Genomic DNA, 12,250 nt, shown 5'->3' with positions numbered 1-12,250 from the left:
GCCGCCTTGGCGGCGAGCGTCGCATCAATCGAGATAACGGGCGAGCCGGTATACCGCGACAGCAGTGGATTGCGGGCCCTCAGCTCACTGCCGGTACGCGTTACGACGAATAGCGCCAGCCCGGGCTCTTTGCAGCGGCTGTCATTGCCCGCCAGGACGGCTGACGGACCTGCTTCCTTTGCGAGCTTATTGTCCCGAAAGGTGTTGTCGTGCAAGCCCCGCTGCTTCCTCGACGTAGTTGCTATAGTTCAGCACGCCTTTCGCATGGAAGTTCGTTGAGCCGAGAAGGGATCTTGTTCTTGAAAATGAGCTTCCCAAGGGCCCGAAGGATCAACGATCGCGTTGATAACGTTTGCGTCGAAAATCAACGCGGGCCCTCTATCAGCCTTGCGAAATACCATCGTCGTCGTCGTGGCGAACCCCAGGCCGGTCACCAGATCAACGCCGGCGGCGAGCAGCGCATCGCGCTGCGAGTCCGTGCTCTGGCGGTCGGAGTCCGACGACACGCGCATGTAGCCAACCAACATAGGCGGATACGCATCGGAGTTAGGTTTCCGTATTGCAGCGCGTGGCGACAGAGTTTTCCGCATGTTTTTTGCGCCGCCAGGCGTTTAGTTTAGGACGCTACTACAAGATTCGGTAGTTGGCTAAAGCCACTTTGAGGCCCTAGGTTCCGGCCGCCGTCCCCGCCGATCATCATCATCGACGAACAGAAGCGAACGCAAGCGCACGTGAAGCCCGCACCGTCTGCCGGTCACCTTCCGCCCTTCCATCGCGTAGAGACTGAAGTGTCACCATGTCCGAACAACCCTTGCCGACGCTGCCGATGTGGCGCGTCGATCACATCGAGCCCTCGCCCAAGATGTTGGCGCTACGCGCCAACGGTCCGATCCACCGCGTGCGCTTCCCGTCCGGGCACGAAGGCTGGTGGGTGACAGGCTACGACGAGGCCAAGGCGGTGATGTCCGACGCGGCGTTCCGGCCCGCGGGAATGCCGCCGGCGGCATTCACCCCGGATTCGGTAATTCTCGGTTCGCCGGGGTGGCTGGTCTCGCACGAGGGGGGCGAGCATGCCCGGTTGCGCACGATCGTGGCGCCAGCCTTCAACGACCGCAGGGTGAAGCTGCTCGCGCAGCAGGTCGAGGCGATCGCCGCGCAGTTGTTCGAGACGCTGGCGGCCCAGCCCCAGCCCGCCGACCTGCGGCGCCACCTCTCCTTTCCGCTTCCGGCCATGGTCATCAGCGCGCTGATGGGCGTGCTCTACGAGGATCACGCGTTTTTCGCCGGCCTGTCCGACGAGGTAATGACGCACCAGCATGAAAGCGGCCCGCGCAGCGCGTCGCGCCTGGCTTGGGAAGAACTGCGCGCCTACATTCGCAGCAAGATGCGGGACAAGCGCCAGGATCCGGGCGACAACCTGCTGACGGACCTGCTCGCGGCGGTCGACCAGGGCAAGGCGACCGAGGAGGAGGCGATCGGCCTGGCCGCGGGCATGCTGGTGGCGGGGCACGAGAGCACCGTCGCGCAGATCGAATTCGGCCTGCTGGCCATGTTCCGCCATCCGCAACAGCGCGAACGCCTGGTCGGCGATCCATCCCTGGTGGACACGGCGGTGGAGGAAATCCTGCGCATGTACCCGGCGGGCGTGGGCTGGGACGGCATCATGCGCTATCCGAGGACCGACGTGACCATCGCCGGCGTGCATATTCCCGCGGAGAGCAAGGTGCTGGTCGGACTGCCGGCGACGTCGTTCGATCCGCGCCATTTCGACGACCCGGAAATCTTCGATATCGGGCGCGACGAAAATCCGCACCTAGCGTTCTCCTACGGTCCGCACTACTGCCTCGGCATGGCGCTGGCCAGGCTGGAACTCAAAGTGGTGTTCGGTTCGGTCTTCCAGCGCTTTCCCGCGCTGCGCCTGGCCGTGGCGCCCGAAGAACTGAAGTTGCGCAAGGAGATCATCACTGGCGGGTTCGAAGAGTTGCCGGTGCTCTGGTGATGCGCGGACGCCCCTGGGAGTCGCGATCTTCTCCGCAATTTGCCGGCGCGCCTGGCGCGCGCCGTTCAGATCAGCCAGCCAACAACTAAGCAAGATGGACGTGCAAGAAACCACAGCAGCATGCCGGGACGCCTTCGCCGAACTGGCTTCGCCAGCGTGCATCGACGACCCGTATCCGTTCCTGCGATGGTTGCGCGAGCACGATCCGGTGCATCGCGCGGCGTCGGGCCTCTTTCTGTTGAGCCGCCACGCCGACATCTACTGGGCGCTCAAGGCCACGGGGGATGCGTTTCGGGGGCCGGCGCCCGGCGAACTCGCGCGCTATTTCCCGCGTGCGGCGACCAGCCTGTCGCTCAATCTGCTGGCGTCCACGCTGGCGATGAAGGACCCACCGACGCATACGCGTCTGCGCCGGCTGATCTCGCGCGATTTCACCATGCGCCAGATCGACGACCTGCGGCCGAGCATCGCGCGCATCGTCGCAGCGCGCCTGGACGGCATGGCGCCCGCGCTGGAGCGCGGGGAGGCGGTGGACCTGCATCGGGAATTCGCGCTGGCCTTGCCCATGCTAATCTTCGCCGAACTGTTCGGCATGCCCCAAGACGACATGTTCGGGCTCGCCGCCGGCATCGGCGCCATTCTGGAAGGCCTAAGCCCGCACGCCAGCGATCCCCAGCTCGCCGCGGCGGACGCGGCCAGCGCCAGCGTGCAGGCCTACTTCGGCGACCTCATAGAGCGCAAGCGCACCGATCCCCGCCACGACATCGTGTCGATACTGGTCGGCGCACACGAGGACGATGCCGACACGCTGTCGGATGCGGAGTTGATCAGCATGCTGTGGGGCATGCTGCTGGGCGGCTTCGCCACCACTGCCGCGACCATCGACCATGCGGTCCTGGCGATGCTGGCGTATCCCGAACAGCGGCACTGGCTGCAGGGAGACGCCGCGCGGGTGAAGGCATTCGTCGAAGAAGTCCTGCGCTGCGACGCGCCCGCCATGTTCAGCTCCATTCCGCGTATCGCCCAGCGCGACATCGCACTAGGCGGCGTGGTGATCCCGAAGAACGCGGACGTGCGCGTGCTGATCGCGGCCGGCAATCGCGACCCGGACGCCTTCGCCGACCCCGACCGCTTCGATCCCGCGCGGTTCTACGGCACCAGTCCTGGCATGTCGACCGACGGGAAGATCATGCTGAGCTTCGGCCACGGCATCCACTTCTGCCTCGGTGCGCAACTGGCCCGGGTGCAGTTGGCCGAGAGCCTGCCGCGGATCCAGGCGCGCTTCCCCACGCTGGCATTGGCCGAGCAGCCCACCCGGGAGCCCTCCGCGTTCCTTAGGACATTCCGCGCGCTGCCGGTGCGGCTGCATGAGCACGGGGGCTGAGATGCGCGTCGTGGTCGACCAGGATCTGTGCGGAACCACCGGGCAGTGCGTGCTGACGCTGCCGGGCACCTTTCGCCAGCGCGAACCGGACGGCGTGGCGGAAGTGTGCGTGGCGACGGTCCCGCAGGTGCTGCACGCCGCCGTGCGGCTCGCGGCCAGCCAGTGCCCGGTCGCCGCCATTCGGGTCATCGAAAGCGACGCTGGCGATGACGAGCGCGCCAGCGCCGACCCCGCGCCTTCTCCGGTGAGGCCGAGCGGCATGCCGCGAAAGACCAACGCAATCCACGAGGACACGATCGGACGGTTTGAAGGCAAGGTGGCCGTGGTGACCGGCGCCGGCGCCGGCATCGGCAAGGCATGCGCCCTAGCCATCGCGCGCGAAGGCGGCAGAGTGGTGGTGGCCGACATTGATGGCTCGGCGGCCATCGCCTGCACCGCGCAGATCGCGGCCGAAGCGGGCCTCGCGCTGGCGCTGGCGATGGACATCGCCGATGCGCAGGCGGTGGCAGCGCTGTTCGAGACGGCGGAGCGGCACTTCGGTGGGGTCGACCTGCTGGTGAACAACGCGAGCGCCATGCATCTGACCCCGCGCGACCGAGCGATCCTCGACCTGGACCTGGCGGTCTGGGATCAGACCATGGCGACCAATCTGCGCGGTAGCCTGCTCTGCTGCCGGCAGGCCATCCCACGGATGATCGCCCGCGGCGGCGGCGCCATCGTCAACATGTCGTCGTGCCAGGGGCTCAGCGGTGACACCGCGCAGACGTCCTACGCCGCGTCGAAGGCGGCGATGAACATGCTATCGGCCTCGCTCGCCACCCAGTACGGTCATGCGCAGATCCGCTGCAACGCGGTTGCGCCGGGTCTCATCATGACCGAGCGTCTCCTCGCCAAGCTGGACGAGCGCATGCAGCGGCATCTGCGCCGGCACCAGCTCCTGCCGCGCGTCGGCCGTCCCGAGGACGTGGCCGCGCTGGTGGCGTTCCTGCTTTCCGAGGATGCTGCGTTCATCACCGGCCAGGTGGTGTGCATTGACGGCGGCATGCTGGCGCATGTGCCGACGTACGCCGACGGTGGCAACAGCCGCGCCGCGCGGCCTGCCGGCAACACCGCCGAAGCGCCTGCGGCGCCGCGCTGCTGATGGACATGCTGCTCAACCCCCTGGCTCGTCGGCACCGGCGGCGGTACGACATCCCGGTCGTGCCCGGCGCTTTCCCCCTGGTCGGGCATCTTCCCGCCATCGTCTGCGACCTGCCGCGCCTGCTGGGGCGCGCGGAACGGATGCTGGGCAGCCACTTCTGGCTGGATTTCGGCCCTGCCGGACACCTGATGACGTGCGTGGATCCGGATGCGTTCGCACTGCTCCGGCACAAGGACGTGTCCTCGGCGCTGATCGAAGAGATCGCGCCCGAATTACTTGGCGGAACGTTGGTCGCCCAGGACGGCGGCGCGCACCGGCAGGCGCGCGATGCGATCAAGGCGGCGTTCCTGCCCAAAGGGCTGACTCAGGCCGGGATCGGCGACCTGTTCGCGCCCGTCATCTGGGCGCGGGTGCAGGCGTGGCGTGACCGCGGCGACGTAACCATCCTGCGCGAAACCGGCGACCTGATGCTCAAGCTCATCTTCAGCCTCATGGGTATCCCCGCGCAGGACTTGCCGGGATGGCATCGCAAGTACCGGCAACTGCTGCAGTTGATCGTCGCGCCCCCGGTCGACCTGCCCGGACTGCCCTTGCGGCGCGGCCGCGCCGCCCGCGACTGGATCGACGCGCAGTTGCGCCAGTTCGTCCGCGACGCGCGCGCGCATGCCGCGCGCACCGGGTTGATCAACGACATGGTGAGCGCCTTCGATCGCAGCGACGATGCGCTCTCCGATGACGTCCTGGTCGCCAATATCCGCTTGCTGCTGCTTGCCGGTCACGACACCACCGCCTCGACGATGGCCTGGATGGTGATCGAGCTGGCGCGGCAGCCTGTGCTGTGGGACGCCCTGGTCGAGGAGGCGCAACGCGTGGGCGCGGTGCCGACCCGGCACGCGGACCTGGCGCAGTGTCCGGTCGCCGAGGCCCTGTTCCGCGAGACGCTGCGCGTGCATCCGACGACCACGCTCCTGCCGCGTCGGGCGCTGCAGGAATTGCAACTCGGCCAACGGCGCATTCCCGCGGGCACCCATCTGTGCATCCCGCTGCTGCATTTCTCGACCTCGGCGCTGCTGCACGAGACGCCTGATCAGTTCCGCCTGGCGCGGTGGCTGCAACGCACGGAGCCGATCCGGCCGGTGGATATGCTGCAGTTCGGTACCGGCCCACACGTCTGCATCGGTTACCACCTGGTATGGCTCGAACTGGTGCAGTTCTGCATCGCCTTGGCGCTGACCATGCACAAGGCCGGGGTGCGGCCGCGGTTGTTGGGCAGCGCCGAAAAAGGCCGGCGCTATTACCCGACCGCACATCCCTCCATGAAAATCCGCATCGGATTCTCATGAGCTGGCATCGCTTGCGCCCGTATGGCGAGGCAGCGACGCCGGCAACACCGCGGCGGCCCGCCGCTCGCCGTGGCCGTCTCCTGTCAGGTACAAGGACATGAACAGCATGCAGACCGGTTCCACGCTACACGACGACCGAACTGGCGTTTCCGCGCTCGGCGGATTGGGCCCGCAAGCGCGCGGCGCTTCCGGCAGGCTGCTGCCGGACATCTGGATGCACGATGGCGTAAAGCGGGTCGAACAAGCGCTCGCGCGCCTTCTCTGCGCCGAAGACAAGGGTGAGACCGAGCTGATGGCGGCGATGCGCTACGCCACCTTGCATGGCGGGAAGCGCACCCGCGCCTTGCTCTGTTTGGCCGCCGGCGCACTGGCCGACACGCCGGCGCACATGCTCGACGACGTCGGCGCCGCCATCGAGATGATGCACGCCTGTACCCTGGTCCACGACGACCTGCCCGCGATGGACAATGACGTGCTTCGCCGCGGCCTTCCGACCGTGCACGTCAAGTTCGGCGAAGCCACCGCGATCCTGGTCGGCGACGCGCTGCAGGCGCACGCCTTCCTGACCCTGGCGAGCCTGGATGCGCCGGGCGACAATCCTATCGCGCTCGTGCGCGAACTGGCGCGGGCGGTGTCCGCCGAGGGTGCCGCAGGCGGGCAGGCCATCGATCTGTCGCTGGTCGGAAAGCACGTCGAGCTGGACAGGATCGTCGCGATGCACCGGATGAAGAGCGGAGCGCTAGTGCGCGCGTCCGTTCGCATGGGCGCGCTATGCGCCATCGCGGAGGATGCCGCGCACGCTGCGCTGTACTGTGCGCTCGATCGCTACAGCGCCTGTTTCGGCCTGGCGTTGCAGGTGGTCGATGACATTCTCGATGCGACAGCGGATACCACAGCGCTGGGCAAGACCCCCGGCAAGGACGCGGCGGCGCAGAAGCCGACCTGCGCGTCGATCATGGGGCTGCAGGCTGCGCGCCAGTTCGCGCTCGATCTGTTGCGCGACGCCGGAGAGGCCATCGTCCCGCTGGGGCCGCGTGCGGAACGGTTGGAGCAGATGCTGCAGCGAGCCAACGCGCACCTGTTCAAGCACGCGCCATGCGCATGAGCGCGCCCGTGCGCATGGAGTCGCCCCTGTGCCGCTGCGATCGGCCGGCGGTAGCGGTGCATGCTGCACCGTGTCCGAGTCCGCGGCGCCGATGGCAGCGGTTGCCCTGCACGGCCGCGGCGCGCTGCGGCCAAGCCTATGCGGCGGACCTGCGACGACGTGCGCGGCGTCTGCCCGATCCTGGTTCTCGTCAACCGTCTGAAGAAAGATCCCGCGTGAACGCGCAGTCCGAACAGATCCTTTCCGAATTGCGCCACCTGCTGGGCGAGATGAGCGATGGCGGCAGCGTCGGTCCGTCCGTCTACGACACGGCGCGAGCTCTGCAATTCCACGGCAACGTCACCGGTCGGCAGGACGCCTACGCGTGGCTCATCTCGCAGCAACAGGCCGATGGCGGATGGGGAAGCGCGGACTTCCCGCTGTTCCGCCATGCGCCCACGTGGGCGGCGTTGCTGGCATTGCAGCGTGCCGATCCTCTTCCCGGCGCTGCCGACGCAGTCCAGGCTGCAACCCGGTTCCTCGAACGCCAGCCCGATCCCTACGCGCATGCGGTGCCGGAAGACGCGCCGATCGGCGCGGAGCTGATCCTGCCGCAATTTTGCTGCGAGGCCGCATCCTTGCTGGGCGGCGTGGCGTTCCCGCGCCACCCGGCGCTGTTGCCGTTGCGGCAAGCGTGCCTGGCCAAGCTGGCGGCGGTAGCGACGTTGCCGAGCGGCCATCCGTTGCTGCACTCCTGGGAAGCCTGGGGGACCTCGCCGACTACCGCATGCCCGGACGACGACGGCAGCATCGGCATCAGTCCGGCGGCCACCGCCGCCTGGCGTGCGCACGCCGTGACACAGGGGAGCACGACGCAGGTCGGGCGCGCCGACGCGTATCTGCAGGCAGCATCGCGGGCGACGCGCAGCGGCATCGAAGGCGTCGTTCCCAACGTCTGGCCGATCAATGTGTTCGAGCCATGCTGGTCGCTGTACACCCTGCATTTGGCCGGGCTGTTCGCGCATCCCGCGCTCGCCGAGGCGGTGCGCGTGATCGTCTTGCAGCTCGACGCCCGCCTGGGCGTGCGCGGTCTCGGCCCGGCGTTGCATTTCGCGGCCGATGCGGACGACACCGCCATCGCGTTGTGCGTCCTGCGCCTGGCAGACCGCGAGCCGGCGGTCGATGCCTTGCGCCATTTCGAAACCGGCGAGCTGTTCGTCACCTTTCCCGGCGAGCGCAATGCGTCGGTGTCGACCAACATTCATGCCCTGCATGCATTGCGATTGTTGGGAAAGCCCGCCGCCGGCGCCAGCGCCTATGTCGAGGCCAATCGCAACCCGCACGGTGTATGGGACAACGAAAAATGGCACGTTTCGTGGCTGTATCCCACCGCGCACGCGGTCGCTGCGCTGGCGCAAGGCAACACCGAATGGCGCGACGAGCGCGCGCTGGCGGCGCTACTGCAGGCGCAGCGCGACGACGGCGGCTGGGGCGCTGGTCGCGCGTCCACATTCGAGGAAACCGCCTATGCGCTGTTCGCGTTGCATGTGATGGACGGGAGCGAAGAGCCGACAGGGCGCCGGCGCATCGCGCAGGCGGTGGCGCATGCGCTGGAGTGGATGCTCGCCCGCCATGCGGCGCATGCATTGCCGCAGACGCCGCTGTGGATCGGTAAGGAACTGTATTGCCCCACGCGGGTCGTGCGTGTGGCCGAACTTGCCGGGTTGTGGCTGGCGCTTCATTGGGGGCGGCGCGCCCTGGCCGAGAGAGCAGGAGCGGCGCCATGATCCTGACCGAACGCGCGCTGCAGCAGGTGCTGGAGTGGGGGCATTCCCTGAACGGGTTCGCCGACGAGCATGCCATGGAAGCGGTCAGGGGCGGCCAGTACATCCTGCAGCGCATCCATCCGAGCCTGCTCGACACCAGCGCCCGCACCGGCCGTGATCCGCAAGACGAAACGCTGATCGTGGCGTTCTATCGCGAACTGGCGCTGCTGTTCTGGCTCGACGATTGCAACGACGTTGGCCTGATCGCGCCGGAGCAGCTCGCCGCTGTGGAGCAGGCGCTGGGGCAGGGCGTGCCGTGCGCGCTCCCCGGATTCGACGGCTGCGCTGTGCTGCGCACCTCGCTGGCCGCACTCGCCTACGATCGTCGCGACTATGCTCAGCTTCTCGACCATACCCGGCGCTACTGCGCGGCGCTGCGCGCCGGACACGTGCGGGCGGCGGGGGCGGAACGCTGGTCCTACGCCGAGTACCTGCACAACGGCATCGATTCGATCGCCTACGCGAATGTGTTCTGTTGCCTGTCTTTGCTGTGGGGGCTGGACATGGAGACCTTGCGCGCGCGTCCGGCGTTTCGCCGGGTCCTGCGGCTCATCTCCGCGATAGGGCGTCTGCAGAACGATCTGCATGGACGCGACAAGGACAGCTCGGCCGGCGAGGCCGACAACGCGGCGATCCTGCTGCTGCAGCGCTACCCGGCTATGCCTGTGGTGGAGTTCCTCAAGGACGAGCTGGCCGGCCATACGCGCATGTTGCACCACCTGATAGCGGAAGAATGCTTTCCTGCGCCGTGGGGAGCGTTGATCGAGGCCATGGCGGCCATCCGCGCGCAGTACTACCAGACCTCGACCAGCCGCTACCGCAGCGACGCCGCGGGGGCAGGCCAGCGTGCGCCGGGCTGAACTTGCGGGACGCGGCGGCGTGCGCCCGCTGCCGTCGCTCCGATCCGACGCAACGCCGTCGCCCGACGGAGCGAGCGTGAGCGACACCGCCCTGAGCCGGTGCAAGGACGACTACCTGGACATCGTGCTGGGTCGGCGAACGGCGCCGGCCACGCTCGCCGGCGGTTGGAAGTATATCGGTTTCGAACACTGCGCATTGCCCGACTTTGACCTGGCGCACATCGAGCGCTGCGCCTGGCTGCTGGCAAGATTATGCGCGACGCGGACTCTATAGCGGTCACCGAGAAACCCGGTACCAAACCTTCCAGCGTCATGCCGACGAAGGTCGCGGAGATGAAGACCGCATTCTGGGCTAGGGTCGAAAAGCTCGTCTTCAGCATCAGGCTCAGCACGGTATTGGCAATGTAGATGTCGAAACCGTCGAAAAGCGTTCCTATGCCGATCAGCAGTATGATGCGGCGATAGAACGGCCCGACCGGCAGTCGAGCAAGACGAGTGCCTGCGTTCACGCGTGTCGACATTGACACTCTCCATTGATGCGGCCCGCCTTCTTCGAACGTCTGCCGCTTGTCGTTCTGTTAGTTCAGCCGCTTCTGGTTGGCCGTGTCGCGATACCAGTCGAACGGCTGCTCGTGCGTGGCGATCATCACGCTCTTGGTCTCGAGGTGGTCGTCGAAGGTCTGGGTGCCACATTCGCGGCCGGTGGCGGCGAGGCCGCCCCAGGGCGAGGCGGGGTCGAGCCGGTGATGATCGTTGACCCAGACGACGCCGGCCGACGGAGGCGGCAACTCGATCCGCGCGGGCGACGTCACGGGTGCGATCGCTGCGGCAAGGCTGAAGGGGAAGTCGTTGGCAATCCTTGGGGCAGACAATCCCAAGCACCTACCTCGGTTGGCAGGTTCCAAATTATACTGCGGTGCTTAGACTCGTCGAGCGAATGCAACTCGCAACATTTGGCAAAACAAGATCACCTTGTAACACAAATCGTCCTTCTCGCTTCCTTCGGAAGGCTGCCAGGCTTGTCGACGCCGATAAAATGAGCCCTTCCTTTCGGAAAGGGCAGGAGCCAGATGACGCTCTCATGGCGAAAAGCACAAGTCCTCGGCAGGCCCAAGGGTCAGGGGCTCGCAGCGAGAACCTTCGTCCGAAGCCGCCGTCGAAGGCGGCCTTCTGAGGCGGGATGAGAGCCGGAGGCGGAAACTAAAGGGGATGAATGTTCGGGGCACATCCATTCCGCTCACGTCCAAGGTATCGGTCCTGTGCTCCAACCTTCAACCCTGCGATCGAAAAGCGGTGCATCATGACAAGAGAGCCGGGCGTCACCTCGGCGAACGCAAGTATTCGGGCAAGAATCGTCTGGACGATTGTCCTTGGCTTTGCCGCCGATCCTTTGATGCGTTGGAGTTGGCCGGACCCTGGGCAATATCTTGGCAGCATGACTCAGTTCATCAAGGCCTGTGGCGGACGAGCATTCGAGCATGGCACAGCATACGTCACGGGAGAGACTCGCGCGGCGGCCCTGTGGCTGCCTCCGGGCGTGCAGCAGGATGAGGATGCGCTGGACGCAATCATGGCGCTGTCCCTGCGCCCTGAAATCACCGAACATATGGCACACCTGCGCCAGGGAATGGCCGAACATCATCCCTCCGAGCCACATTGGTATTTGCCCCTGATCGCTGTCGATCCGAACTGGGCCGGACAAGGGCTTGGCACATTGCTGATGAAGTACGCTCTTCAACGCTGTGATGAGCAGGGCCTCGCTGCCTACCTCGAAAGTTCGAATCCTGAAAACATTCCGTTTTACCAACGCCACGGGTTCAAGATTATTGGAGAGATACAGCACGGTTGCTCACCGCCACTTACGCCGATGTTGCGAAAGACGCGGTGAACGGAATTCGGAGACGCTTCGCATGCTGCGGCTCCCGAAGCGTCCTTGGAGACGAACTGAGGCGCATTGCCTCATCCGGATTGTTACTGGACAACTTCTCGCCGGTGATTGGGTGGCTGCCATCGAATTTTGGGTGGCTGCCATCGAATTTGTCCGGTGGCGTCTATGGTGGGAAAGATCAGCATGGGCGCGCGGCGGCAGGTGGTGTCGGCCGAGAGGGATCGTTGCCGGTCGGCCACCCGGGCGGAAAAGAGGCGCATCTCGATGCGGCATGCGCGACGACCGGCTGGCATCGCAAGTATGCGGTGCGTGCAATTCGGGCACGCGCAACAGTTGGACCGAGGCCGGTCGAGGCACCGCGAGAGCACAAGCGTGGATGTGGGGCTACGATCAAGGACGCGATGACCGCAGTGTGGGGGCGTCGGATCGGGTGTGCGGCAAGCGGCTCAAGGGCCGGGTTTCGTCAACTCCTGCAGCTACGCCAATCATGAGGCTGGCTCCCTTTGTGTCTCGATCGACGGCAGTGGCCCACCGTGGATCTTTGCCTCAAAACTCCGCAGCCGCTGATAGATCGAGATCAGTTCGACAATCGTGCTCCAGGAGTTGACGAGATACTGAAACGAGGTTCGTACTTGCGTGAACGCGTTAAGGATCTGGTTCATCGCGCCGAGGGTGATCCTGCCCGCGATGATTGTGGGCGCAAGCAGCAGATAAGGAAAGATGAC

The 12,250-nt window shown here is 66.2% G+C and carries 11 protein-coding genes and 3 pseudogenes; 10 read left to right on the top strand and 4 right to left on the bottom strand.

Going from position 1 to position 12,250, the window contains the following annotated elements; all coding sequences use genetic code 11:
* Both AC0L3S_RS38070 and AC0L3S_RS38065 read right to left on the bottom strand, forming a co-directional pair.
* Positions 1–215, bottom strand: a 215-nt coding sequence (locus AC0L3S_RS38070) for a hypothetical protein (protein ID WP_473284999.1), incomplete at its 3' end; no start/stop codon positions are given.
* 33 nt (positions 216–248) lie between these two features.
* Complete coding sequence (locus tag AC0L3S_RS38065; RefSeq protein ID WP_473284997.1) at positions 249–590, bottom strand: hypothetical protein; 342 nt, start codon at positions 588–590, stop codon at positions 249–251.
* 206 nt (positions 591–796) lie between these two features.
* On the opposite strand from AC0L3S_RS38065, the gene AC0L3S_RS38060 reads away from it, so the two are divergent.
* The 9 genes and pseudogenes from AC0L3S_RS38060 to AC0L3S_RS38020 all read left to right on the top strand — a co-directional run.
* Positions 797–1,999, top strand: a complete 1,203-nt coding sequence (locus tag AC0L3S_RS38060; RefSeq protein WP_259219189.1) for a cytochrome P450 — start codon at positions 797–799, stop codon at positions 1,997–1,999.
* A gap of 94 nt (positions 2,000–2,093) precedes the next feature.
* Positions 2,094–3,383 (top strand): cytochrome P450, encoded by a 1,290-nt coding sequence (locus tag AC0L3S_RS38055; protein ID WP_219682274.1) that lies wholly within the window; start codon positions 2,094–2,096, stop codon positions 3,381–3,383.
* Position 3,384: 1 nt separating this feature from the next.
* A pseudogene (locus AC0L3S_RS38050) lies at positions 3,385–3,692 on the top strand (ferredoxin).
* Positions 3,679–4,524, top strand: coding sequence for an SDR family oxidoreductase (locus AC0L3S_RS38045; protein WP_310473303.1), 846 nt, complete (start codon positions 3,679–3,681; stop codon positions 4,522–4,524). The pseudogene AC0L3S_RS38050 and the gene AC0L3S_RS38045 overlap by 14 nt, the downstream one beginning before the upstream one ends.
* Positions 4,524–5,867, top strand: a complete 1,344-nt coding sequence (locus AC0L3S_RS38040; RefSeq protein WP_219682276.1) for a cytochrome P450 — start codon at positions 4,524–4,526, stop codon at positions 5,865–5,867. Before AC0L3S_RS38045 ends, AC0L3S_RS38040 begins: the two co-directional genes overlap by 1 nt.
* Positions 5,868–5,973: 106 nt before the next feature.
* Positions 5,974–6,972: a polyprenyl synthetase family protein gene (locus AC0L3S_RS38035; RefSeq protein WP_259219368.1), complete on the top strand. Its 999-nt coding sequence runs from the start codon at positions 5,974–5,976 to the stop codon at positions 6,970–6,972.
* A gap of 215 nt (positions 6,973–7,187) precedes the next feature.
* Entirely contained in the window at positions 7,188–8,738 is a 1,551-nt protein-coding gene (locus AC0L3S_RS38030) for a hypothetical protein (RefSeq protein WP_259219190.1), read from the top strand.
* The gene (locus AC0L3S_RS38025; RefSeq protein ID WP_259219191.1) at positions 8,735–9,637 is read left to right on the top strand and encodes a terpene synthase family protein; all 903 of its coding nucleotides are present in this window, start codon (positions 8,735–8,737) and stop codon (positions 9,635–9,637) included. Before AC0L3S_RS38030 ends, AC0L3S_RS38025 begins: the two co-directional genes overlap by 4 nt.
* A gap of 19 nt (positions 9,638–9,656) precedes the next feature.
* Positions 9,657–9,887 (top strand): annotated as a pseudogene (locus tag AC0L3S_RS38020) (type 2 isopentenyl-diphosphate Delta-isomerase); the annotation flags it as partial.
* 328 nt (positions 9,888–10,215) lie between these two features.
* On the opposite strand, the pseudogene AC0L3S_RS38015 reads toward AC0L3S_RS38020, so the two are convergent.
* A pseudogene (locus AC0L3S_RS38015) lies at positions 10,216–10,503 on the bottom strand (aldehyde dehydrogenase family protein); the annotation flags it as partial.
* Between the two features lie 434 nt (positions 10,504–10,937).
* Between AC0L3S_RS38015 and AC0L3S_RS38010 the strand changes: the two are divergent.
* Positions 10,938–11,525, top strand: coding sequence for a GNAT family N-acetyltransferase (locus AC0L3S_RS38010; protein ID WP_219682280.1), 588 nt, complete (start codon positions 10,938–10,940; stop codon positions 11,523–11,525).
* Between the two features lie 485 nt (positions 11,526–12,010).
* Here the strand turns inward: AC0L3S_RS38010 and AC0L3S_RS38005 are convergent.
* A partial coding sequence (locus AC0L3S_RS38005) for an SbmA/BacA-like family transporter (RefSeq protein WP_473284995.1) occupies positions 12,011–12,250 on the bottom strand: 240 nt, incomplete at its 5' end.

The sequence above is a fragment of the Bradyrhizobium sp. Ken01 genome (genome assembly GCF_055807355.1).
This window is presented reverse-complemented; position numbering and strand designations above follow the sequence as displayed.

What these genes read in the sequence shown, in the direction of transcription:
- AC0L3S_RS38040 (WP_219682276.1), top strand. Translation starts at nt 4,524, where the DNA reads ATGGACATGCTGCTCAACCCCCTGGCTCGTCGGCACCGGCGGCGGTAC.
- AC0L3S_RS38035 (WP_259219368.1), top strand. Translation starts at nt 5,974, where the DNA reads ATGCAGACCGGTTCCACGCTACACGACGACCGAACTGGCGTTTCCGCG.
- AC0L3S_RS38060 (WP_259219189.1), top strand. Translation starts at nt 797, where the DNA reads ATGTCCGAACAACCCTTGCCGACGCTGCCGATGTGGCGCGTCGATCAC.
- AC0L3S_RS38025 (WP_259219191.1), top strand. Translation starts at nt 8,735, where the DNA reads ATGATCCTGACCGAACGCGCGCTGCAGCAGGTGCTGGAGTGGGGGCAT.
- AC0L3S_RS38010 (WP_219682280.1), top strand. Translation starts at nt 10,938, where the DNA reads ATGACAAGAGAGCCGGGCGTCACCTCGGCGAACGCAAGTATTCGGGCA.
- AC0L3S_RS38065 (WP_473284997.1), bottom strand. Translation starts at nt 590, where the DNA reads ATGCGGAAAACTCTGTCGCCACGCGCTGCAATACGGAAACCTAACTCC.
- AC0L3S_RS38055 (WP_219682274.1), top strand. Translation starts at nt 2,094, where the DNA reads ATGGACGTGCAAGAAACCACAGCAGCATGCCGGGACGCCTTCGCCGAA.